Origin of the sequence: Tsukamurella sp. TY48, from assembly GCF_019656655.1 — a bacterium.
In the GTDB taxonomy this organism is placed as follows: domain Bacteria; phylum Actinomycetota; class Actinomycetes; order Mycobacteriales; family Mycobacteriaceae; genus Tsukamurella; species Tsukamurella strandjordii.
Genome location: NZ_BPMV01000001.1, coordinates 2,251,230 through 2,274,430, shown reverse-complemented (window position 1 = coordinate 2,274,430; position 23,201 = coordinate 2,251,230). Strand labels below are relative to the sequence as shown.

Annotated in this window: 22 protein-coding genes; 6 read left to right on the top strand and 16 right to left on the bottom strand. The window is 70.3% G+C overall.

All coding sequences use genetic code 11. From position 1 onward, the window contains the following. The first annotated feature begins 17 nt into the window (after nt 1–17). On the top strand, nt 18–1,517 hold the full coding sequence (locus TTY48_RS11050) for an adenylate/guanylate cyclase domain-containing protein (RefSeq protein WP_220657532.1): 1,500 nt from the start codon (nt 18–20) through the stop codon (nt 1,515–1,517). Here TTY48_RS11050 and topA read toward each other — a convergent pair. From topA to TTY48_RS11035, 3 genes are all read right to left on the bottom strand, one after another. Beyond that, nucleotides 1,514–4,480: a type I DNA topoisomerase gene (topA, locus tag TTY48_RS11045; protein WP_220657531.1), complete on the bottom strand. Its 2,967-nt coding sequence runs from the start codon at nt 4,478–4,480 to the stop codon at nt 1,514–1,516. The genes TTY48_RS11050 and topA overlap by 4 nt on opposite strands. A 177-nt stretch (nt 4,481–4,657) precedes the next feature. After that, nucleotides 4,658–5,236, bottom strand: a complete 579-nt coding sequence (locus TTY48_RS11040; RefSeq protein WP_220657530.1) for a hypothetical protein — start codon at nt 5,234–5,236, stop codon at nt 4,658–4,660. Nucleotides 5,237–5,382: 146 nt separating this feature from the next. Further along, on the bottom strand, nt 5,383–5,586 hold the full coding sequence (locus TTY48_RS11035) for a cold-shock protein (RefSeq protein ID WP_220657529.1): 204 nt from the start codon (nt 5,584–5,586) through the stop codon (nt 5,383–5,385). A 321-nt stretch (nt 5,587–5,907) separates the two neighbouring features. Here TTY48_RS11035 and TTY48_RS11030 point away from each other — a divergent pair, with 321 nt between their 5' ends. Next, entirely contained in the window at nt 5,908–8,271 is a 2,364-nt protein-coding gene (locus TTY48_RS11030; RefSeq protein WP_220657528.1) for a DEAD/DEAH box helicase, read from the top strand. A 4-nt stretch (nt 8,272–8,275) separates the two neighbouring features. Here TTY48_RS11030 and TTY48_RS11025 read toward each other — a convergent pair whose 3' ends face one another. Beyond that, nucleotides 8,276–8,605: a TfoX/Sxy family protein gene (locus tag TTY48_RS11025; RefSeq protein WP_220657527.1), complete on the bottom strand. Its 330-nt coding sequence runs from the start codon at nt 8,603–8,605 to the stop codon at nt 8,276–8,278. A gap of 66 nt (nt 8,606–8,671) precedes the next feature. Here TTY48_RS11025 and TTY48_RS11020 point away from each other — a divergent pair, with 66 nt between their 5' ends. From TTY48_RS11020 to TTY48_RS11010, 3 genes are all read left to right on the top strand, one after another. Continuing rightward, a complete protein-coding gene (locus tag TTY48_RS11020; protein WP_220657526.1) occupies nt 8,672–9,148 on the top strand; it encodes a tetratricopeptide repeat protein in 477 nt (158 codons plus the stop codon). Between the two features lie 98 nt (nt 9,149–9,246). Continuing rightward, nucleotides 9,247–10,746: a SulP family inorganic anion transporter gene (locus TTY48_RS11015; protein ID WP_220657525.1), complete on the top strand. Its 1,500-nt coding sequence runs from the start codon at nt 9,247–9,249 to the stop codon at nt 10,744–10,746. 10 nt (nt 10,747–10,756) lie between these two features. Further along, nucleotides 10,757–11,170 carry a MerR family transcriptional regulator gene (locus tag TTY48_RS11010; protein ID WP_220657524.1) on the top strand — a complete coding sequence of 138 codons (414 nt, stop codon included), beginning with the start codon at nt 10,757–10,759 and terminating at the stop codon, nt 11,168–11,170. A gap of 12 nt (nt 11,171–11,182) precedes the next feature. Here TTY48_RS11010 and TTY48_RS11005 read toward each other — a convergent pair whose 3' ends face one another. The 7 genes from TTY48_RS11005 to ssd all read right to left on the bottom strand — a co-directional run bounded on the left by TTY48_RS11005 (nt 11,183) and on the right by ssd (nt 15,728). Beyond that, a complete protein-coding gene (locus tag TTY48_RS11005; protein ID WP_255585634.1) occupies nt 11,183–11,536 on the bottom strand; it encodes an Rv3654c family TadE-like protein in 354 nt (117 codons plus the stop codon). Next, nucleotides 11,533–11,841, bottom strand: a complete 309-nt coding sequence (locus tag TTY48_RS11000; protein WP_220657523.1) for a TadE family type IV pilus minor pilin — start codon at nt 11,839–11,841, stop codon at nt 11,533–11,535. Before TTY48_RS11000 ends, TTY48_RS11005 begins: the two co-directional genes overlap by 4 nt. A 23-nt stretch (nt 11,842–11,864) precedes the next feature. Beyond that, on the bottom strand, nt 11,865–12,059 hold the full coding sequence (locus TTY48_RS10995; RefSeq protein WP_220657522.1) for a DUF4244 domain-containing protein: 195 nt from the start codon (nt 12,057–12,059) through the stop codon (nt 11,865–11,867). A gap of 23 nt (nt 12,060–12,082) precedes the next feature. Beyond that, complete coding sequence (locus TTY48_RS10990; RefSeq protein ID WP_220657521.1) at nt 12,083–12,679, bottom strand: type II secretion system F family protein; 597 nt, start codon at nt 12,677–12,679, stop codon at nt 12,083–12,085. Beyond that, entirely contained in the window at nt 12,676–13,410 is a 735-nt protein-coding gene (locus TTY48_RS10985) for a type II secretion system F family protein (protein ID WP_220657520.1), read from the bottom strand. The genes TTY48_RS10990 and TTY48_RS10985 overlap by 4 nt, the downstream gene beginning before the upstream one ends. 69 nt (nt 13,411–13,479) lie before the next feature. Beyond that, complete coding sequence (locus TTY48_RS10980) at nt 13,480–14,664, bottom strand: TadA family conjugal transfer-associated ATPase (protein WP_220657519.1); 1,185 nt, start codon at nt 14,662–14,664, stop codon at nt 13,480–13,482. Then, nucleotides 14,661–15,728, bottom strand: coding sequence for a septum site-determining protein Ssd (gene ssd, locus TTY48_RS10975; protein ID WP_220657518.1), 1,068 nt, complete (start codon nt 15,726–15,728; stop codon nt 14,661–14,663). The genes TTY48_RS10980 and ssd overlap by 4 nt, the downstream gene beginning before the upstream one ends. Before the next feature lie 139 nt (nt 15,729–15,867). Here ssd and TTY48_RS10970 point away from each other — a divergent pair, with 139 nt between their 5' ends. After that, nucleotides 15,868–16,698: an HAD family phosphatase gene (locus TTY48_RS10970; protein ID WP_255585747.1), complete on the top strand. Its 831-nt coding sequence runs from the start codon at nt 15,868–15,870 to the stop codon at nt 16,696–16,698. Between the two features lie 410 nt (nt 16,699–17,108). Here the strand turns inward: TTY48_RS10970 and TTY48_RS10965 are convergent, their stop codons facing one another. Genes TTY48_RS10965 through TTY48_RS10945 form a run of 5 tightly spaced genes read right to left on the bottom strand, consistent with a single transcriptional unit; the run spans nt 17,109 to nt 23,080 of the window. Further along, on the bottom strand, nt 17,109–17,846 hold the full coding sequence (locus TTY48_RS10965; RefSeq protein ID WP_220657516.1) for an oxidoreductase: 738 nt from the start codon (nt 17,844–17,846) through the stop codon (nt 17,109–17,111). Nucleotides 17,847–17,892: 46 nt separating this feature from the next. Beyond that, a complete protein-coding gene (locus TTY48_RS10960; RefSeq protein ID WP_255585633.1) occupies nt 17,893–19,662 on the bottom strand; it encodes an ABC transporter ATP-binding protein in 1,770 nt (589 codons plus the stop codon). Next, a complete protein-coding gene (locus tag TTY48_RS10955) occupies nt 19,662–20,612 on the bottom strand; it encodes an ABC transporter permease (RefSeq protein WP_220657515.1) in 951 nt (316 codons plus the stop codon). The genes TTY48_RS10960 and TTY48_RS10955 overlap by 1 nt, the downstream gene beginning before the upstream one ends. Continuing rightward, the gene (locus tag TTY48_RS10950) at nt 20,605–21,531 is read right to left on the bottom strand and encodes an ABC transporter permease (RefSeq protein ID WP_220657514.1); all 927 of its coding nucleotides are present in this window, start codon (nt 21,529–21,531) and stop codon (nt 20,605–20,607) included. Before TTY48_RS10950 ends, TTY48_RS10955 begins: the two co-directional genes overlap by 8 nt. Nucleotides 21,532–21,535: 4 nt before the next feature. Next, nucleotides 21,536–23,080, bottom strand: a complete 1,545-nt coding sequence (locus TTY48_RS10945; RefSeq protein ID WP_255585746.1) for an ABC transporter substrate-binding protein — start codon at nt 23,078–23,080, stop codon at nt 21,536–21,538. Nucleotides 23,081–23,201 lie beyond the last annotated feature (121 nt).

Genomic DNA, 23,201 nt, shown 5'->3' with positions numbered 1-23,201 from the left:
GCAGGTTCAGTCGCTTCATGCGGCTGGCGCGCTGGCTGGCCAAGACCCCGTGGCCGATCTTCGCGCTGGACATCCTGCGGTCGAACATCCTGGGCGCGGTTTTCGTCTTCGGTTTCCTGCGGTTCGCGCTGCCGGTCAACCAGTCGGTGCAGATCCAGCAGATCAGCGGTGTGAACCTGCTGGTGTTCGTGTCCTATCTGCTGTTCGCGACCGCGATCGGCACCATCGTGGGCCTGCGTCTGGTGCTGCCCGTGCTGCGCTGGCACCGCCGCAGCGCCCCCAACGACCTCGACATCTCCCAGCGGGTGCTGGCGCTGCCCAGCCGGATGGCGCTGCTGCAGGCGATCCTGTGGATCGTGGGCGGCGCGATCTTCGTGGTGATCAACTACGACGCCCCCACCGGCACCCCCGCGGTGATCGCGATGACGGTCTTCCTGGGCGCAGCGACCACGTGCGCGCTGAGCTACATGCAGACCGAGCGGGTGCTGCGGCCGATCACGGTGGCGGCGCTGGCGCAGGAGCCGCAGGGCACCGCCGGACTGTCCGTGAACACGCGCATCATGCTCAGCTGGCTGCTGGGCACCGCGGTGCCGATCATCGGCATCCTCATGGTGATCCTGTTGCAGCACTTCGGCCTGGTCGATCCCGATGCGCCCAGCATGATCGACCCCATCCTGTTGCTGTCGCTGGTGGCGCTGGCCGCCGGCCTGCTCGGCATGGTGCGGGCGGCGAAGTCCATCGGCGATCCGATCCGCGACCTGTTCCGGGCGCAGCGCCGCGTGCGTGACGGTGATTTCAACACCTCGGTGAAGATCTACGACTCCAGCGAGCTGGGGCTGCTGCAGGCCGGTTTCAACGACATGGTGCACGATCTGGCCGAGCGGCAGCGGATGCGCGACATGTTCGGCCGGTACGTGGGCGAGGACGTGGCGCGGCAGGCGCTGGAGCACGGCACCCACCTGGGCGGCGAGACCCGCGAGGTGGGCGTGCTGTTCGTCGACCTGGTCGGCTCCACCAAGCTGGCCGTCACCGAGGAGCCGGCCGCGGTGGTCGACCTGCTCAACGACTTCTTCAAGGTTGTCGTCGACCTCGTCGACCTGCACGGCGGTTTCGTCAACAAGTTCCAGGGCGATGCGGCGCTGGCCATCTTCGGTGCCCCGCTGCCGCACCCCGATTCCGCGGGCGCCGCGCTGGCGGCGGCGCGGGAGATGCGGTTCCAGCTGCGGGACGTGCTCGGCGGCACCGGCTTCGGCATCGGTGTCTCCGCCGGTCAGGTGGTGGCCGGGCACATCGGCGCGAAGGCGCGGTTCGAGTACACCGTGATCGGCGATCCGGTGAACGAGGCGGCGCGGATCACCGAGATCGCGAAGTCGGAGCCCTCGTCGTTGCTCGCCGCCGGTCGCGCGGTACAGGCGGCGACGGAGGCCGAGCAGGCCCTGTGGACGCTGGGTGAGGCGATCGAGCTGCGGGGACGCGGCCAGCTCACGCAGCTGGCGCGCCCCCTCTACGACGACTAGACGGTCTCGTCGGCCGCCGGTGCGGCCTTCTTGGCCGGTGCCTTCTTCGCCGGTGCCTTCTTCGCGGGCGCGGCCTTCTTGGCGGTGGTCTTCTTCGCCACCGTCTTCTTCGCCACTGCCTTCTTCGCCGCGGCCTTCTTGGCCGGTGCCTTCTTCGCGGGCGCCTTCTTGGCCGCCGCCTTCTTGGTGGCCTTCTTCTTCACCGGTCCGCGGGCGCGACGGTCCGCGAGCAGCTCGGAGGCGCGCTCGTCGGTGATCGACGCGACCTCGTCGCCCTTGCGGAGCGAGGCGTTGGTCTCGCCGTCGGTGACGTACGGACCGAACCGGCCGTCCTTGATCACCATCGCGGCACCGGACACCGGGTCGTTGCCCAGCTCCCGCAGCGGCGGCGCGGCGGCGGCGCCACGGCCCCGTCGCTTCGGCTCGGCGTACAGCTTGAGCGCCTCGTCGAGGGTCACCGTGAACAGCTGCTCCTCGGTGGCCAGCGACCGGGAGTCGGTGCCCTTCTTCAGGTACGGCCCGTAGCGGCCGTTCTGCGCGGTGATCTCCTCCTTGGACTCGGGATCGACACCCACCACGCGGGGCAGCGACAGCAGCCGCAGCGCGTCCTCGAGGGTCACCGTCTCGATGTCCATGGTCTTGAGCAGTGAACCGGTGCGCGGCTTCGGCGCATCGGTCTTCTTCTTGCGCTTGGCCTTGGTGGTCGCCGCCTCGTCGAGGTTCTCCGCCTCGGGATCGGTCTCGGGCTCCGGCAGGATCTCCGTGACGTACGGGCCGAAACGGCCCTCCTTGGCGACGATCTCGTGGCCCGTCGCCGGGTCCACGCCCAGCGGGCGGCCGTCCTGCGGGGTCGCGAACAGCTTCTCCGCGACCTCCTCGGTGAGCTCGTCCGGGGTCATCGAAGCGAGGATGTTGGCCCGCTGGACCGTGGGCTCGCCGGGCTCGGTCTCCCCGTCCTGGGGGGCGACGGTGCGCTCCAGGTACGGGCCGTAGCGGCCCACGCGCACGTAGACCACGTTGCCGTTGGTGTCGGTGTACAGCGGGATCGAGTTGATCTCGCGGGCGTCGATCGCGTCCAGGTTGGCGGCGACGAGGTTCTTCAGGCCGGGGCTGTCGGGGCCGGGGCCGTCGGCGGAAACCGTTGCGGCATCGCCGTTGTCGCCGAAGTAGAATCGGGTGAGCCAGTCGACCCGGCCCTCGCGGCCGCCGGCGATCTCGTCGAGATCGTCCTCCATGGAGGCGGTGAAGTTGTAGTCCACGAGGCCGCCGAAGTGGCCCTCCAGCAGGCCGATCACGGCGAAGGCGACCCACTGCGGCACGAGGGCGTTACCCTTCTTCACCACGTAGCCGCGGTCCTGGATCGTCTTGATGATCGAGGCGTAGGTGGACGGGCGGCCGATGCCCAGCTCTTCGAGGGTCTTGACCAGCGAGGCCTCGGTGTAGCGGGCGGGCGGGCTGGTCACGTGATCGGCGGCGATGAGCTCGGCGGCGGTCACGCTCTGGCCCTTGGTGAGCTGCGGCAGACGCGATTCCGCGTCGTCGGCCTCGCCGCCCGCCTGATCGTCGACGGTCTCGACGTAGGCCGAGAGGAAGCCGGGGAAGGTGATGGTGCGGCCGGAGGCGGCGAACTCCACCGTCTCGCCACTGGTCGCGGTGCCGCCGATGCGCAGGCTCAGGGTGGTGCCCTTGACGTCGGCCATCTGGGAGGCGACGGTGCGCTGCCAGATCAGCTCGTAGAGCCGGAACTCGTCGGTGCCCAGCACGGAGTTCAGCGCGCCGGGGGTCTGGAAGACCTCGCCGGCGGGGCGGATCGCCTCGTGCGCCTCCTGCGCGTTCTTCACCTTGCGGGTGTACTGCCGCGGGGTGGGGTGCACGTACTCGTCGCCGTACAGCTGCCGCGCCTGATCGCGGGCGGCGGCGATGGCCGTCTCGGACAGCGTGGTCGAGTCGGTACGCATGTAGGTGATGTAGCCGCCCTCGTAGAGGCGCTGCGCCACCTGCATTGTGCGGTCGGTGTTGAACCGCAGCTTGCGGCTGGCCTCCTGCTGCAGCGTGGAAGTCATGAAGGGCGCGTAGGGCTTGCGGGTGTAGGGCTTCTCCTCGACGGAGTTCACCGTGAGGGTCGCGTTCTGCAGGCCTGCGACCAGGGCGTTGGCCCGCGCACCGTCGAGCACGGTGGTGCCGGCCGGCTTCTTGAGCTGGCCCTGCGCGTCGAAGTCGCGGCCGGTGGCCACGCGGTTGCCGTCCACGCCCACGAGGCGGGCGCCGAAGGTGCGCGGGGTGGCCTGCGCGCCGGCGTCGAGCTGCGCGGCGATGTCCCAGTAGCCGGCGGTGCGGAAGGCGATCCGCTCGCGCTCGCGGTCGACGATGATGCGGGTGGCGACGGACTGCACGCGGCCGGCCGAGAGGCCCTGGTTCACCTTGCGCCACAGCACGGGGCTGACCTCGTAGCCGTAGAGGCGGTCGAGGATGCGGCGGGTCTCCTGCGCGTCGACGAGGTTCATGTCGAGTTCGCGGGGTTCCTGCGCCGCGGCCTGGATGGCCTGCTGGGTGATCTCGTGGAAGACCATCCGCTTGACCGGGACCTTGGGCTTGAGCACCTCTTGCAGGTGCCACGCGATGGCCTCGCCCTCGCGGTCACCGTCTGTCGCGAGGTACAGCTCGTCGGCCTGCTTGAGCAGCGACTTCAGCTCGGAGACCGTGGAGCGCTTGCTCGCGGAGGTCACGTAGTGGGCCTCGAAGTCGTGGTCGACGTCCACGCCGAGTCGGGACCAGGACTTGCCCTGATCGGCCTCGGGCAGCGGGTTGTCGCGGCTGGGGAGGTCCCGGATGTGTCCCATGGACGCCCGGACGGTGTAGTTCGGCCCCAGGTAATCGCCGATCTTCTTGCCCTTGGCAGGGGACTCCACGATCACCAGACGATGCAAGCCGTCCTCGCCTGCTGCCTTCCCGCGTGCCGCCATGGACCCTCCTGCCTGTTACCGGTGGTCGCCTCGCGCCACCTGCACCCCGTACGTCTCCTCCGACGCTGGGGTCACGGGTGCCCATTCTGCCGCACCCGAATCGGACTTGCTACCGGACACCTTATATCTAGGGGTGCCGTGCACGCCGCGCACAGCCGGATCCTCGCCAGTCGGCGGTCAGGGAACCGGCCACTCGGCGGATGCCTCCGGGACGGGCGGCGGGTCGCCGATGCTCTCCCGCAGGCGCAGCAGCCGACGGTGCCCGGACACCCGCAGCGCGGGGCGATTACCGCGGGTGCCCACCAGGGTGGGAGCGATGCCCGCGCGCATGAGGGCGGTCGCGAGCACGGGCGCGGTCTCGGGCGTGTGCGGGTCGAGGTGGAGAAGATAGTGCGCCCCGTCGGGCTCGCCGGCGGCCAGGGCCCAGGCGCGCAGGGCGCGGGGTCCGGGCACCCAGGTGGGCGGGGCCACCTTGGCGGCGCCGCGGGTCCACTCGAGCGCGAGCGGCTGCAGTTCGGGGCTGGCCAGCGTCCGGACCAGGGGCGATCCCTCGTCGGAGGTGCCGGTCTCGCCGCGGAGGCCGGCCTCGGCGATCATCGCGGCCAGGGCGTCGGCGCGCCAGGGGGCGGAGACGACCACGGAGATCCGGGCGCTACCGCCGAGCTGCACGATCTGCCCCGGGGCCGCCAGGACTCCGGCGAGGTCGCGCGGCGACGGCGCGGTCTGCTCGGCGGAGAAGAGTGACAGTTGGGACACCGGTTAAGAGTAGTTCGCCCGCACGCCCCGCCCGGTGCCGACACGATCTCGATCGCGTCGCGAACCGGTCGCGAATGCACGACACCCCCTCACCGTGCGGTGAGGGGGTGTCGCGAGAAACGCTTATCGCGTGGTGCGGAGGTTTCTTAGATAGCGCGGACGCCGGTGGCCTGCGGGCCCTTGGTGCCCTGGCCGACCTCGAACTCGACCTGCTGGTTCTCCTCGAGCGTACGGAAGCCGTTGCCCTGGATCTCCGAGTAGTGGACGAACACGTCATCCGAGCCGTCGGCGGGAGCGATGAAGCCGAAGCCCTTCTCCGCGTTGAACCACTTCACAGTGCCCTGTGCCATTGAGATGTTTCCTAACTTGTCTTACTACCGGTGTAGGAACTCACCCAAGATGAGGGCGTGTTCCTGGCCGGTTCCGGCCGCCATACTTTCTGGAGCCGTTTGCGGAGTCCGCACACAAAAACCTTCAGTACCACGCCCGCAACATCGATCCCCCGATGGTCCACTCGGACCCCCGGCGGGAGCTGCGACCGCATACAGTCAATCACGATTTCGAATCGAGCGACAGCGGGCGGGGTGAATTCGCCTGCTGTTAACCCGGCGGGCGTCGAATCGTATCCGAGTTCCTACCCGAGAGTAGAGTGGGATACCGCCTCGGAAGGGATGCGCGGGGCGATCGGTACAGGTGCAGCGTCGGGGGCAATCGCAGTGGAGCACAACACCTTCGGGCGCGAGCTGCTGGCCCGGATCCAGGCGGGCACCGGCGCCGGGGGCGATGGGATCACCCACATCGCGGACATCCCGTCACGGCGAGCGGAATTCGGGGAGTGGCCCACCTGGCTCCCGGCGGACATCCGCGACGGCCTCATCGAGACCGGGGTCGAACGGCCGTGGCGGCACCAGGTGGAGGCCGCCGAGCACGCTCACGCCGGCCGGCACGTGGTGATCTCCACCGGTACGGCGTCAGGAAAGTCCTTGGCGTATCAGCTTCCCGTGCTGACGGCGCTGGCCGACGAGCCGCGCGCCACCGTCCTCTACCTCTCTCCCACCAAGGCATTGGGCACCGATCAGCACGCCGCCGCGGTGCGCCTGATGTCGCTGTTCGACGGTTCGGACACCGTATCGCCGGCGATGTACGACGGCGACACCTCGCAGGAGATGCGGCGGTGGGCGCGGTCCGACAGCCGGTGGGTGTTCACGAACCCCGACATGATCCACGTGGGAATGCTTCCGCGGCACGCGAAGTGGGCACGTTTCCTACGAGGACTGAAGTACGTGGTGGTGGACGAGTGCCATCACTACCGCGGCGTCTTCGGATCGCACACGGCGTTGGTACTGCGGCGGCTGCTGCGGGTGGCGGCGAAGTACGGCGCCGCCCCCACGGTGATCTGCGCCTCGGCCACCACGTCCGATCCCGCTGGCGCCGCCTCCCGTCTCATCGGCGCGGACTGCGTGGCGGTGGACACCGATTCCTCTCCGCACGGGCCGCGCACCGTGGTGCTGTGGGAGCCGCCGCTGATCCCGGACCTGGAGGGCGAGAACGGCGCCCCGGTGCGGCGGCAGGCCACCACGGAGGCGTCCCGGATGATCGCCGATCTCGTGGTGGAGGGCGCCCGCACACTGGCCTTCGTCCGTTCCCGACGGTCCGCGGAGACCGTCGCGCTGTCCGCCCGGCGGATGCTGGCCGAGGCCACACCGGAACTCGCCGGCCGCGTGGCCGCCTATCGCGCCGGGTACCTCGCGGAGGATCGTCGGGCCCTGGAACGCGGCCTGGGCGACGGTGAGCTGCTGGCGGTGGCCACCACCAACGCGCTCGAATTGGGCGTGGACATAGCGGGATTGGATGCCGTGCTGATGGCGGGTTTCCCGGGGACGGTGGCCTCGTTCTGGCAGCAGGCCGGGCGCAGTGGGCGCCGCGGGCAGGGTTCGCTGATCCTGCTGATCGCGCGCGATGATCCGCTGGACACGTACCTGGTGCACCACCCGCAGTCGCTGCTGGGCCGTCCGGTGGAGGCCACGATCACCGATCCGTGGAACCCGTACGTCCTTGGGCCGCAGCTGCTCTGCGCCGCGGGCGAATTGCCGCTGACCCGCGAGGAGGTGGCCACCCTGGGCGCGGTGGACGTGGTGGGACGGCTCGCAGCCGACGGCCTGCTGCGGGAGCGGCCCGCCGGGTACTTCCTGGCCGCCGGGATCGATCCCCATGCGCGCGTGAACATCCGAGGCGGGGCGGGCAGCGAGGTACTGATCGTGGAGGAGTCCACCGGCCGGCTGCTGGGCACCGTCGATTTCCATCGCGCGCTGTCCACGGTGTACCAGGGCGCGGTGCACGTGCATCAGAGCGAGTCGTACGTGGTCGACGAGCTCGATCTCGACGAGGGCCTGGCCATGGTGCACGCCGAGGAGCCGGAGTGGACCACCTCGGCCCGCGAGGACTCCGATGTCCGGATCACGGCGGTGCACCAGACCGAGGAGCTGGGGGCGGTCACGGCGCGGTTCGTCTCGGTGGAGGTCACCAGCCAGGTGGTGGGATACCTGCGCACGCTGCGCACCGGCGAGGTACTCGATGCGGTGGAGTTGGACCTGCCGGAGACCTCGCTGGCCACGCAGGCTGCGCTGATCACGATCGATCCGGAGGCCCTGCTGGCCGCGGACCTCGCCCCGGAGCACTGGCCGGGCGCGCTGCACGCCGCCGAGCACGCGGCGATCGGCCTGCTGCCGCTCGTGGCCTCGTGCGACCGGTGGGACATCGGCGGGCTCTCGACGGCGCTGCACGAGGACACCGGCCTGCCGTCGATCTTCGTCTACGACGGGTACCCGGGCGGCGCCGGCTTCGCCGAGCGCGGCTATGAGGCGCTCGCGACGTGGCTGCTCGCCACCCGCGATGCCGTGGCCGCCTGCGAATGCCCGGCGGGTTGCCCGTCGTGCGTGCAATCCCCCAAGTGCGGCAACGGGAACGACCCACTCGACAAGGCCGGCGCGATCGTGGTGCTCGACCTGGTGCTGGCCGCTCTGGCCCGGGGGTGATCCGCTACTTCGGCGGCAGCGTCCGCGAGTAGTCGACGGTGCGCCGCACCCACTCCGCGAGGTCGATATCGGAGGCGATCTCCTCCTCGTCGAGCACGAGCCAGCCGCGCATCTCCCGTCCGCCCATCACGCCGAGCGAGACGTGCTCGCCGATGTACTCGTCGGCCACCTCGCGCGGCAGCCGGACCATGGCGCCACCGTCGTTGCGGACGGCGATGCTCATGTGGCCGTCCACCAGGAAGGCGAGGCCGCCGAACATCTTCTTCTCCGTGATGTCCGGGGCCACCCCCAGTGCGTCGCGGATCCGATCGGCCAGGCCCTCGTCGTACGCCATGGATTCAGTGTGCGCGCGTGCGCTCGACGCTGCTAGGTTCCAAGCGTATCGATCGGAGGGGGCGCGATGACCTGGGAAGACGATCTCGAGGCGGCGTGGGCGGCGGACCTCGGCGAGGACGAACTGCGGGCCCGGATCGGTCGGATCGTGGGCGATCCCGCGGTCCCCGAGGGCGTCGCGGAGTTCGAGCGCGCGGGTGTCGAGGATTCGACGGGGCACCCCGAGCGGGCGGTCCCGGGCTACCGGCGCGCCCTCGCCGCGGGTCTCGACGAGAGCCGCGCGCGGCAGGCGACGATCCAGTTGGCCAGCTCGCTGCGCAACCTGGGCGAGCCCGGCGACGGGCTGATGCTGCTGGACGGCCTCGACCGCACTCTCGGCGACGGCCTCGATCCCGCCATCGCGGTCTTCCGGGCCCTCTGCCTGACCGACCTACGGCGCACCGACGAGGCGGTGGCGCTCCTGATCGACACCGTGGCCGAGGGAATGACCCGCTATCAGCGCTCGGCGCGCGCCTACGCCCAGGAACTCAGAGACAAGGACTGACCGCACGGGCTCCGTCCGATTCGTCATCCGCACCGGCCCTCGTTAACCTTACCCTCACGGGAGGGTAGATTTACCCTCCGCAGCAACGGAGGGCCGCCATGATCACGCGATTCGCACGCGCAGCGCAACGGAGCGAGGTGCTCGCGGCTCTGCGAAGCCCGCAGCGGCTGCGCACCGAGACGCTCGCCGGGCTCGTCGTCGCGCTCGCGCTGATCCCCGAGGCCATCTCGTTCTCGATCATCGCGGGCGTCGATCCGCGGGTCGGCCTGTTCGCATCGTTCACCATGGCGGTGACCATCGCCGTCGTCGGCGGCCGACCCGCGATGATCTCCGCCGCGACGGGCGCCATCGCGCTGGTCATCGCGCCGATCGCCCGCGAACACGGGCTCGACTACCTGCTGGCCACTGTGATCGTCGCGGGCATCCTGCAGGTGCTGCTGAGCATGCTCGGGGTGGCGAAGCTGATGCGCTTCATCCCCCGCAGCGTGATGATCGGCTTCGTCAACGCCCTCGCGATTCTCATCTTCCTCGCTCAGCTCCCCCACATGACCGGCGTTCCCTGGGCCGTCTACCCGCTGATCGCCGCGGGTCTCGTGCTCATGGTCGGCCTGCCGAAGCTGACCCGGGCGGTGCCGGCGCCCCTCGTGGCGATCGTCGTCCTCACCGGGTTCACGCTCGCCTCCGGACTCACCGTGCCCACCGTGGGCGACGAGGGCGAATTGCCTAGTACGTTGCCGCAGTGGCTGATTCCGGACGTCCCGTTCACCCTCGAGACCTTGCGACTGATCGCCCCGTACGCGCTGGCCATGGCGCTGGTGGGCCTCCTCGAATCACTGATGACCGCCACCCTCGTCGACGACATCACCGATACCCCCTCTGATAAGACCCGGGAGGGTTGGGGCCAGGGGGTAGCGAACGTGGTCACCGGATTCTTCGGCGGGATGGGCGGATGCGCGATGATCGGCCAGACGATGATCAACGTCAAGAGCTCCGGCGCGCGCACGCGGATCTCCACCTTCCTCGCCGGTCTGTTCCTGCTGATCCTCGTGGTCGGGCTCGGAGACCTGGTGGCGAGGATCCCGATGGCGGCACTCGTGGCGGTGATGGTGATGGTGGCCGTGGGCACCTTCGACTGGCACAGCATCGCCCCCGCCACGCTCCGCCGGATGCCACGCAGCGAGACCGCGGTGATGCTCGTGACCGTGGCGATCACCGTGGCCACGCACAATCTGGCCTACGGGGTGATCGGCGGCGTGATCGTCGCGACACTGCTGTTCGTCCGCCGGGTCTCGCACTTCACCGAGGTCTCACGGTCTCCCGAGGGAGCGGATGGCACGCGGACCTATCGTGTGCGGGGCGAGCTGTTCTTCGCGTCCAGCAACGATCTCGTGCATCGATTCGACTACGCGGACGATCCCGAGCGGGTGCTCGTCGACCTGTCCGACACCCACGTGTGGGACGCGTCCACGGTGGCGACGCTGGACGCGATCGAGATGAAGTACCGGGCCCGCGGCAAGACGGTGGTCTTCACCGGCCTCAACCCGGCCTCGGCGGAACGCCACGGGCGCCTGACCGGCAGGCTGGGCGCAGGCCACTAGGCTCGAGGGCATGGCTGATCAGATGCGCCTGCCCGAGGCCCGGCTGCTGCAGATCGGCCAGGTCGCGGAGGCCACCGGGCTCTCCCTCAAGACGATCCGGCACTACGACGAGATGGGCCTGGTCGAACCGTCGGAGCGCAGCCCCGGAGGTTTCCGGCTGTACACCGCGGCCGACGTCGAACGTCTCCTGGTGATCCGCAGGATGAAGCCGCTCGGCTTCACCCTCGAGCAGATGCGTGATCTGCTGTCGGCGCTCGACGCCCTCGCCGATCCGGACACCGATGGCGAGGTCCGTTCCGATGCCGCGGAATTCATCGACCAGTGCTCGGCCGCCGCCCAGCAGCGATGTGCCGAACTCCGCACGCAATTGGCGATGGCGGAGGAGTTCGCGGCGGTGCTCAGCGACCGGGCGCAGCACCGCTAGCGGGCCGGACCGTCATTCCGGACCTGCCCGCGCCATCGCGACCGCCTCGCCGTCGCCGAACACCGAGAAGGCGACGGGCACACCCACCCGGACGGTGACCTCGAACTCCCGCTCCACCGTGCACGCAAGTAGTCGCGCCGAATTCTCCTGCGCCAGACGAGTCGCCGCCGCACAGGCCGCATCGACGTCGAGCGCATCGGCGGCTCCCGCGAGCGCGGCGAGATCGGCCGCCGCCTGCGCGCGGTGCCGCGCCGACACGGCGGCGCCCACGTCGATGATCATCACCGCCACCACCACGATCACGGCCACCATCACTGCGCCCAGCACCGTGGCGACCCCGTCGTCATCACGGAGTACCCGTCTCACCCCGCCTCCCCCGGTTCGAGCGCCGCGACCGCCGTGGCCGAGACCGTGAGGCCCGGCAGCGCGGGCACGGGTGCCTGCACCCGCACGGTCACCGTGTCGCCGGACCGTGTCGTCGATGCCGTGGCGCCGGGCGGTCCCACCGCGGAGATCGCCTCGGCGGCAAGGGCATCGTCGCCGCGGGCGGTGAGCCGGGCGGCCTCGCGTGCGGCGTCAACACACCGCACCTGGGCGGTGACGCCGACGATCGCCCCGACGCTCAGCACCAGCACCGTGATCAGGCTGGCGACGGCGAGCGCGGCCTCCACGGTGACCGCGCCCGCATCGCCGGCTAGCCGGTGGAGGTGCCCAGCGCCTTCCCGATGATCGACGTGAGGCCGCTGACGATGTTGTCGCCGGTGACCACGCCGTAGAGCACCGCACCGAAGGCCGCGGCCGCGATCGTCCCGATCGCGTACTCCACCGTGCTCATCCCCTCCTCCTGCATCATCAGTTCGGTCATCGTGCACCGCAGACGAATCCACATTCCATCCCCCTAACGTCGGGCCGCTACAGCAGCCCCTCACCGAGCACTTTGCCCGCGAGTCCCATCACCACCGGAACGATGCCGAGGCACACGAACGCCGGTAGGAAGCACAATCCGAGCGGGCCGGCCACCATGACCCCCGCTCGTTCACCCGCCGCCACCGCGCGGTCCTCGGCCTGCGCCCGCTCCGTGCGCGCGAGATCCGCGAGGCCGGCCGCGGGCGAGGAACCGGCGCGTGCGGAGCGGCGCAGCATCCGCGTGAGCGCGACCACCTGCGGGTCGTCGGACTCGGTGCGCCAGGCGGTCTCCGGATCGGAACCGAGCGCCAGCAGTTCCGCCGCCCGGTGCAGCACCGCGGCCAGGGCCGGCGCCGCGGTGGCCCCCACGGCGCGGGCCGCGTCCGCGGTGGGCATGCCCGCGCGAAGACACACGGCGAACAGGTCGTACGCGGCGGCGGCCTCGAACGGATCGGGCTTCGGCGCGCGCCGCGGCAGGTGCCGACGGCGGGAATCGGAGCCGTCACCGGACCGGTGCAGCCGAGCACGCGCCTGCACGGGCAGGGCCACCAGCGCGGTCGCGATGAGGGCGAACGCCGCCGCGAACGGACCGTATCCGCTCATGCCGGCACTCCTTCGCCCTGGTCGCTGCCCGCCGCACCGTCGGCGATCGACCGCGACCACAGCAGCCCCACCGAGGTCAGACACACCCCCACCACCAGCAGGATTCCGCCGGCCCCGGTGCCGAGGAGGGTGCGCAGCGGATTCGCGCCGATCAGTTGCCCCATCGCCACCCCGAGCACCGGGAGCGCCGCCAGCACCTGTGCGGTGGCGCGCGCTCCCGCGAGCGCGGAGTGCGCACGGCGTTCGTACCGCTCGCGGGCCCGCAGATCCTCGCGGACCGAGGCCAGCAGCTCGCCCATGCCGATGCCGTGCCGCGTCCCCGTGTCCCAGGCGGCCGCGAGACGCGACCAGGCGGCGCTCTCGCCCGCGTGCCCGCGCAGGCCTGCGGCCACATCGCCCCCGAGCTCGGCGCGGCCCGCCATCTCCGCGAAGACGTCCCGGACGTGCCGATCCTCGGCGTCGCGCCCGGCGGTGGCGCACGCGGCGGCGGGGTGCGCGCCGACCGACAGCTCGGCGACCATCGCATCGACGCCGGCGAGGATCGCGGTCAGCCGGTCGGCCCTGGCCCGGCGGGCGTGGTTCCGCGACCACAGCTCGCGCACGGTCCCGGCGGCGAGCGCCGCGGCGAGGGCCTGCGCGGGGCCGACCAGCAGCGCCCCGGCGGGTACCGCGAGCGCGAGCCAGCCCCCACCGCAGCACGCGTTCGCGCCGCGCCGGACGGTGCGCGGCACGCAGCCGGGCCGCACCGGCGCCGCCCGGCCACAGGAGTGCGGCCACTGCGAGCACCGCGACCGCCCCGCTCACGCTGCGCCCCGTTCGGCCAGCAGCTCCCGGAGCACAGCGACGGCACCGGTGAAACCCTCGTCCCGATCCCACGCCGGACGCACCCGCACGTACCCGTCGTCGGCTCTGTCGACCACGCCGATGCTGCGCAACCCGCGGCGCCCGTCGGGCCAGCGATGCACCGCGAAGACCACCTGGAAGGCGGCGGCGAGCTGCGCATGCAGCGCCTCCCGACCGAGCCCGCCCAGGGCCGCGAGCGCCTCCAGGCGCGCCGGGACCTCGCGCGGCGAGTTGGCGTGAACGGTGCCCGCGCCGCCGTCGTGCCCGGTGTTGAGCGCGGTCAGCAGGTCGACCACCTCCGCGCCGCGGACCTCGCCCACCACGATCCGGTCCGGCCGCATCCGCAGCGACTGCCGCACCAGATCGCGCACCGTGACCTCGCCGACGCCCTCCACGTTGGCGCCGCGCGCGATCAGCGAGATCACATGGGGATGAACGGGATCGAGTTCGTGCGCGTCCTCCACGCAGAGCACGCGCTCACCGGGGGACACCTCGCCCAGCAGGCCGTTGAGCAAGGTGGTCTTGCCGCTGCCGGTGCCGCCGACCACGAGGAAGGCGAGCCGCGCGGACACCACCGCGCGCACCGTCTCGGCCACCTCGGGCGGCACCGCACCGGAGGCGATCAGCGCGGTGAGGCTCTGGGTGGCGGGCCGCAGGACGCGCAGTGAGATGCAGGTGCCGCCGTGCGCGAGCGGTGGCAGCACGGCGTGCAGCCGGATGCCGCTGCCCGCGCGGCCGCCGGGCCCGGCGGGGAGGTGCCCGTCCACCCAGGGCTGGGCGTCGTCGATCCGGCGGCCCGCCGCGAGCGCGAGCCGGGCGGCGAGGCGGCGAACCGCATCGTCGTCCTCGAAGGTCACCTCCGTGCGTTCGAGACCGGCCCCGCGATCGATCCACACCCTGTCGGGCCCCGCGACCAGCACGTCCGCGACCGCCGGATCGGCGAGCAGCGGCTCCAGGCGGCCCGCGCCGACCAGCTCGGTCTCCAGGTAGGCCAGACCGTCGAGCAGCTCGGTATCGCCCAGCACCCCGCCGCACTCCGCACGGAGCGCGGCCGCCATGACGTCGGGGGTGAGCACGGCCGCGGTGTGCGCGAGCCGTTCCCGCACCCGAGCCAGCAGGTCCGCACTCGTGGCGGGATTCATGCGGCGCCCCGGCGGACACCGTCGAGTACGCGGCCGGCCGCGGCGGCGAGCGGCGAACCGCGGCGCAGGCGCAGGCCTCCCTCATCGAGCTGGGCGTCGAGCCCCGGCTGCGGCCGCATCGATGTGAGCAGGGGCAGGCCGACGGCCCGTTCGACGTCCCGAGCGGACAGGCCGCCCGGTGCCGGACCCCGCACCACGAGCCGCGCCGCTCGCGCCCGGCGCGCCACCCCGTCGGCCACCGAGCGGGCCGCCGCGCAGGCCCGCACCGTGGCACCGCACACCACGAGCACCACATCGGCCACCTCCAGGCAGGCATCGGTGGCGGCATCGGAGCGGCGCGGCAGGTCGACCACCGTGACCCCCACGCTGCGGCGTCCCGCATCGAGTACCGCGAGTAGCGCCTCCGCCGGGATCTCGGGTGCGGGGGAACCGCCGGCCGCGAGCACGGCGACGGCGTCCGCGCGCCCCGGCAGCGCGGCCACGAGCGCCTCCGAGGGCACGTGCCCGCCGCGTAGGGCGAGATCGCCCCAGCGCAGGCCGGGGAGATCGGCGCAGCCCAGGAGCAGGTCGAGGCCGCCGCCCCAGGGATCGGCGTCCACCGCGAGCGCCGTGATCCCGCGCCCCGGCGCCGCCACCGCGACGGCCGCGGCCAGCACCGACGCCCCCGCTCCGCCGTGCCCGCCGAGGACCGCCACCACCCGGGACCGGGCACCGTCGTCGGGCTCGCGCGCGGCGAGGAACCGGGCCAGGTCGCGGACCTGCGCGGGCAATTCGAAGACCTGGGCCGCCCCCACGTCGACCGCTGCGGCCAACTCCGGGAGCCCGGCCTGCGCCGCCACCATCGCGACGCCCTCCCGGCGGGGCAAGCCGCCGGCCCGGGCCGCGGCGGCCATCACCTGGGCTGCCGCGAGGTCGAGCACCAGCCCGCTCGCCGTGGCCCACGCCGCCCGCGGTTGCCCGCGGTCGACATCGGTGACGGTGCGCGCGGCGGCCGCCGCGGCCCGCCGGACATCGTCCGCGAGCGCACCGTCGGCCACCGCCATCCCGATCTCGATTCCTCGCATGCCTCCAGCCTCACCCCGCCGGCGGCCGGAAACCGTCGCCGACGACCTCGCCTGTGGAGGAATCCGGGTGCTCCGAGAAACCTGTGGAGGAATCCGCTCTCGGCTCTTGCGGGGTGTTCGCGACAGCAACGGCGGTACGCTGAACGTCGTGAGTCCAACCGCGCCCGATCAGGCCCCGGTGCGCCGGGTCGCCGCGTTCTTCGACCTGGACAAGACGATCATCGCGAAATCGTCCGCGCTGGCCTTCTCCCGGCCCTTCTTCGACGAGGGGCTGCTCAATCGCCGCGCGGTCCTCAAATCCAGCTACGCGCAGTTCCTCATGATGCTCACGGCCGCCGATCACGATCAGATGGAGCGCATGCGTGATCACCTCACGCAGATGTGCGAGGGCTGGAACGTGGAGCAGGTGAAGTCGATCGTGCGCGAGACGCTGCACGACGTGGTCAATCCGCTGGTCTTCGCGGAAGCCGCCGAGCTGATCGCCGGCCATCACGCCCGCGGCCACGATGTGGTGGTGGTCTCGGCGTCGGGCGAGGAGATGGTGGGTCCCATCGCCGAGATGCTGGGCGCGGACTACTCCGTGGGCTCGGTGATGTCCGTGGAAGACGGCAAGTACGCCGGCGAGGTGCAGTTCTACTGCTACGGCGAGAACAAGGTGACCGCGATGGAGCGGCTGGCCGCCGAGCACGGCTACGACCTCGACCAGTGCTTCGCCTACTCCGATTCGGTGACCGATGTGCCGATGCTGGCGGCGGTGGGGCACCCCACCGCGGTGAACCCGGACCGCGGGCTGCGCAAGGAGGCCGCCGACCGCGGCTGGCCGGTGCTGTCCTTCTCGAACCCGGTGCCGCTGCGGGACCGCCTTCCCTCGCCGTCCCGGACCTCGGTGCTCGCCACCGCGGGGCTCGGCGTGGTCGCCGCGGGCGCGAGCGTGGCGACATATCTTGTGCTGCACCGCAAGCGGAGCTGACAACCGCACTCGCGGAAATTTTCGCTCCAACCCCTTGATGTGACCGCGGCCACAAGGTACAAATGAATCACGGAGCGGCGCAAAGCCAAACCCCCACCGGAAGAGAAGGTCGAGGGTTCCCGAGCGTCAAGGCTCCCAGCACGGACACCAGGCACCCACGCGGAGCACGCCACGTTGGCAGAAAGCGCTGTGGGCCTGCGGCACCGAGGAACATTCAGCTGATGAGGTCTGCGGATAGTGGACCTTTCCATCGGTGTACGCCGAGGCCGCACACACAGCCCACCCAGCACGCTTGGTAACCGGGATCCGTGCTTGCGAACGGCGATTCGGACCCGTTCTTCAGGACGCACCACCTGTGGTGTGAGCCCTGGAGCTCAGGCCGGGTCGCCGTTGCGCGTGTTCGGGGTAGGTCAGCGCTCCGCGAGGGCGAGCGCTTCCCGCGCACCGGCCTCCAGCGCCTGGCAGCACAGCACCACCCACGCCACCACGCCGTCGGTGCCACCCAATCCGAAGGTATCGGCCGCCTCGGCGTAGCTCGGCGCGAACTTCAGCCACGTGGTCTCCGGGATTCCCAGCGCGTGCGGGTCCAGGCCCGACGACACCGTGACCAGGCGTGATGCGGCGCGGGCCACCACCCCGTCCGCCACCTCGAACGGGCGGAGCGAGAGCAGTTCGCCGTGCACCACGGCCGCCAGTACCGGGGCGGGCGCCTGCGTGCCGCCGGTCACCAGCTGCGCGAGCAGACCGAGCCGCTCCCCCGCCCCTTGCCGGGGGCGGCCCAGGCGCTCGTCATCGCCGTCCACCAGATCGGCAGCGGCCAGCGTGTGCAACCGGGCGAGGACCTGCAGCGGCGCGCGCCGCCACACCGCCACGGTGGCATCGAGGGAATCACCGTCGATCGCCTGGTAGACGCGCATCGCGCCCGCCAGCACCGGATCGGTGACGAGTTCGTCGCGGCTCAGTTCCACGGCGCCGCCGTCGAGTGCCGCCGATGCGCGGGCTCCACGCAGGGAGGATTCGGTGGCGGTGGCGCGCCATTCCCGCCGGTTGGCGGGGTGACGGTGCACCTGCGCCAGCGCCTCCCGCGCGGCGGACGCCGCCTCCGCGACGGCGGGGACGGCGGCGAGCGGGCTCAGCGGATCGGTCACGATGATCCAGGGTAGCCCGCCCGCCGTCGTTGCCTCGACGCTGGCGTCAGCCCGCCGCCAGCTCGATCGAGCCGCCGGGGATGGCCTCGATCAGCGTGCGGGTGTAATCCGAGGTCGGGTTGTCGTAGACCTGATCGGTGGGGCCGGAGTCGACCACCTTGCCGCGCGACATCACGATCGTCTGGTGCGCGATCTGCTTCACCACCGCAAGGTCGTGCGTGATGAACAGGTACGTCAGCCCCAGGTCCCGCTGGAGGTTCTCCAGCAGGGTGAGGATCTGTGCCTGCACCAGCACGTCGAGCGCGGAGACCGCCTCGTCGAGCACCACCACCTCGGGGTTGAGCGCCAGCGCCCGCGCGATGGCCACGCGCTGCCGCTGCCCGCCCGAGAGCTCGTTCGGGTACCGGTGCATGGTGTCCGCCGGCAGCGCCACCATCTCCAGCAGTTCCCGCACTCGCGCCACCCGCTCGTCCTTGCTCCCGATGCCGTGCACCGCGAGTGGTTCCGAGACGGCCCGGTACACCGAGTACATGGGATCCAGTGAGCCGTAAGGATTCTGGAACACCGGCTGCACCCTGCGGCGGAACTGTTTGGCCTCGGCCCCCTTCAGGCCGGAGACATCGACCCCGTCGAATTCGACGGTGCCGCTGGTGGGTTCGAGCAGCCCCAGCACCATCTGCGCCACGGTGGACTTACCCGAACCGGATTCGCCCACGACCGCGGTGGTGGTACCGCGCAGCATGGAGAAGCTGACATCGTCGACCGCGCGGAAGGCGGTGCTCTGGAAGGGCACCGAGCCGCGGATCTGGAAGTCCTTCACCAGGTGCGAGGCCACCACGACCTCCGCCGGACCGTCGCTCGACTCGTCCTGCGCCTGATCGGCGAGCGTCTGCGCGCCCACCTCCTCGGCACGCTCCTGTTCGACCACGTCGGTGATCGACGGAGCCTCCTCGCGGCGGGCGTTGAGCGACGGTGCCGCCGCGACCAACCGCTTGGTGTACTCGTGCTGCGGGTTCTGCAGGATCTCCAGCGCCGGACCGGATTCCACGACCCGTCCCTTGTACATCACCACGAGGTGGCTGGCGCGTTCGGCCGCCAGTCCCAGATCGTGCGTGATGAGCAGCACCGCGGTGCCCAGCTCGTCGGTGAGGGTGTCCAGGTGATCGAGGATCTGCCGCTGCACCGTGACGTCGAGCGCCGAGGTCGGCTCGTCGGCGATCAGCAGCTTCGGCCGCGCCGCGAGACCGATCGCGATCAGCGCACGCTGCTTCATACCGCCCGAGAACTCGTGCGGGTACTGGTTCACGCGCTGGTCGGGATCGCGCATGCCCGCCTCGGACAGCAGCTCGATCGCCCGCTTCTTGGCATCGCCCTGTTCGGCGCCGTTGGCCTTGAGGGTCTCCCGGATCTGGAATCCCACCCGCCACAGCGGGTTCAGGTTCGTGTTCGGATCCTGCGGCACCAGGCCGATACCGCTACCCCGGATCTGCTGGAAGTCCTTCTCCGAGGCCTTCGCCAGATCCTGCCCGTCGAACAGGATCTGTCCACCGGCCACCTTGCCGGTGCCCTGCAGCAGGCCGAGGACGGCCGCCGCGGTGGTGGACTTGCCCGAGCCCGATTCGCCGACGATGGCCACCGTCTGGCCCGGATACACGGTGAGATTGGCGCCGCGCACGGCGGGAACCTTCTTACCCTGCACCGTGAATTCCACGATGAGATCGCGGATCTCGAGGAGCGGATCGGGCGTCTTGCCGAACCGCTCGGTGACCTTGTCCTTGATCTTGCCCGCCAGGTTGCGCTTGTGGTCGTCGGACATCAGCGGGTCCTCGCCTTCGGATCGAGCGCATCACTCAGGACGTCACCGAGCATCATGAAGGTGAGCACGGTGAGCGCGAGAGCAGCCGCGGGGAAGAACAGGATGGGATTGCCCTCGCGGAGCAGGGTCTGCCCGTCCGCGATGTCCATACCCCAGGACACGGTGCTGGCCGGCAGGCCGATGCCGAGGTAGGAGAGCGTGGCCTCGGTGACGATGTAGATGCCGAGGGCCACGGTGGCCACCACGATCACGGGACCGAGGCAGTTGGGGATCACGTGCGTGAAGAGCGTGCGAACCTTGGAGGCCCCCAACGATTTCGATGCGGTGATGAACTCCTCGTTGCGCACCGAGATGGCCGCCGACCGCGCGATGCGGGCGATCTGCGGCCAGCTGAAGATGGTGAGCACCAAGACCACTGACAGCACCGTGCGGGTGGTGACCATCTGCATGACCACCACGGCTGCCAGCATCAGCGGGACGCCGAAGAAGATGTCCGAGAGCCGCGCGATCACCGAATCGAGCCAGCCGCCGTAGAACCCGGCGGTGGCGCCGAGCAGGCCGCCGATCACGACCACCGCGAGGGTGGTGAGCACGCCCACCAGCACCGAGGCGCGGGCGCCGTAGATGGTGCGGGCGTAGATGTCGTAGCCCTGCAGATCGGTGCCGAACCAGTGGGCGCCACTGGGCGGCAACAGGGATCGGTCGAGCGAGGCCTCGTGGGGGTCCTTCCCGAAGGCGAAGACGCTCGGGAAGATCACGACCAGCAGGATCAGCGTGAGCAGAGCGACGCAGACCCAGAACAGCGGCCGTCCCCTGAGCTGCTGCCACGCCGTCTTCCAGAAGCCCGCGGGCTCCACGTCCTGATCGACGGCGTCGATCGCGCCGACCACCACATCGTCGGCAGCGGCGACGAAGCGTTCCTGTCCGGGGTAGGTCTGATTGTCAGGCATAGCGAATCCTCGGGTCGAGGGCGGCGTAGAGCAGGTCGACCACCACGTTGCAGATGAGGTAGATGACGATGAGAACCGTCACGAAAGAGACCACGGTGGTGGCCTCGCCACGGATGATGGCCTGGTAGATGGTGCCGCCGACGCCGGGGATGTTGAAGATGCCCTCGGTCACGAGGGCACCGCCCATGAGCGCCCCGATGTCGGCACCGAGGAAGGTGACCACCGGGATCAGCGAGTTCCGCAGCACGTGCACGAGGACCACGCGCGAACGCGGGAGACCCTTGGCCGTGGCGGTGCGGACGTAGTCGGCGGTGAGGTTCTGCGAGACCTGCGATCGGGTGAGCCGCACGACGTAGGCGAAGGACACCAGGCCGAGCACGATGCCGGGCAGCAGCAGGTGGTAGAAGTCCAGGTTGCCGCCGACGGTGACCGGGAACCACTGCAGTTTCACGCCGAAGACGAACTGAGCAATGAAGCCGAGCACGAAGATCGGCACCGCGATGATCACCAGCGAGACGAACAGGATCGTGGTGTCGAACCACTTGCCCTTCTTCAGGCCGGCGATCACGCCGAAGAAGATGCCGAGCACGGCCTCCACCACGAGCGCGATGAGCGCGAGGTTCACGGTGACCGGGAAGGCCCGCTTCATCACGTCCCACACCGGCTGACCGGAGAAGGAGACGCCGAAGTCGAGTGTGAAGACGCCCTTGATGTAGTACCAGTACTGCACCAGGAAGGGCTGGTCCAGGTGGTACTGGGCCCGGAGGCCCTCCACCACCTCGGGCGGGAGATTCCGGTCGCCGCCGAGCGCCGCGATGGGGTCGGCGGGGACGAGGAAGACGAGCGCGTAGATCAGCAGGGTGGAGCCGAAGAAGACGATCACCAACTGCCCGAGCCTGCTCAGGAGATATCTGGTCATCCCGCTACTCCTTCGTGATGTTCGTAAAGTCGAAGCGGCCGTTCCAGGTGAGATCGCCCGTGACGCCCTCGGCGACGCCGGCGGGCGCCTTGTAGTCCCACAGCGGGACCACCGGGAGGTCGTTGAGCAGGATCGACTGCGCCTCGTTGACGAGGCGGGTGGACTGCACTGGGTCCAGGGCCTGCTGCGCCTGCGCGATCTTGGCGTCGAAGGCCGGGTTGCTGTAGTCACCGTCGTTGGAACCGCCACCGGTGAGGTAGTTCGGCTCCAGGAAGTTGAGCTGCGTGGGGTAGTCGCCCTGCCAGCCGTTGCGGCCGGCGGACTGCAGCGTCTTGCGGGTCAGCTCGTCGCGGATCTGCTTGAACGTGGCGTAGGGCTTGCCTGCGGCCTCGATCCCCAGATTGTTCTTGATCTGGTTCGTCACCGCGTCGATCCACTGCTTGTGGTCGCCGTCGGAGTTGTAGGCGATCGTGAACGCACCGGTCCAGGGCTTGATCGCATTCGCCTGCGCCCAGCGCTGCTTCGCCAGTTCCGGGTTGTACTTGGTGGTCTCGTTGCCGGGGATGTCCGCACTCCAGCCGGGGATCGACCGTGCGGTGAAGTCCACCGAGGGGTAGCGGAATCCCTGGAAGACCACGTCGATCACCTGCTGGCGGTCGATCGACATCGAGATGGCCTGGCGCCGCAGGCGGCCCTCTTCATCGCTGCCGAAGTGCTCCAGGAACTGGGGGATCACGAACGACTGGGTCTGCGCCGTGGGCCGCGTGATCGCGCGCTTGCCCAGCGTCTTCTCGAAGGACCGCAGCGCACTGTTCGGGATCGTGTCGAGCGCATCGAGATTGCCCGAGGTGAGATCGACGTACGCGGGATCGTAGGACTCGTACATCACGAAGGTGAGCCCGCCGTTCTTCGGCTTGGGTCCCTTGAAACCCTCGTTGCGGACGATCTCGAGCTGCACGTTGTGCCGCCACTGCTTGAACTTGTACGGACCGTTGCCCACCGGATTCTGGCCGAACTGCTCCTTGCCCTCGGTGAAGAAGACATCGGGCAGCGGCGCGAAGGGCAGGTAGCCCAGGGCCAGCTTGAAGTCGATGTTGGGCTGCGCGAGCTCGATGGAGAAGGTGTAATCGTCGATCACCTGCAGGCCGCGCATCTCGGTCTTCGTGGCGCCCTTCTCGGACACCTCGTCGAAACCGGCGATGGGAGCGTAGAAGCTCTGCTGCTTCTGCAGGTTGCCGATCGCGGCGCCGAAGTTCCAGGCGCGCACGTAGTTCTGCGCCTTGACCGGCGTACCGTCGGTGAAGGTCCAGTCCCGCTTGAGCTTGACCAGGAAGCGCTTGTTGTCGGTGGTGTCCACGGACTCGGCGTTCGCGAGCTCGGGCTTACCGTCGGCCTGGTACGAGTACAGACCCGTGAACAACATGTCGGCGACGCGGCCGCCCATGTTCTCGTTGGTGTCCGAGGGCACCAGGCCGCTCTGCGGTTCGCCGCCGTTCACCCGGATGATCGCGTCCGGGCCCACCGTGTTCTGGGACCGCGCGCCGTCCATGCTGCAGCCCGACACCGCCAGGCTCGCGGCCACCGCGATCGCGAGGATCGCCCGCGTCGCCGTCGACCTACTTCGTCTTCTCACCTGATACCTCCGCCTGATTTGGCTTGTCTTCGGTGGT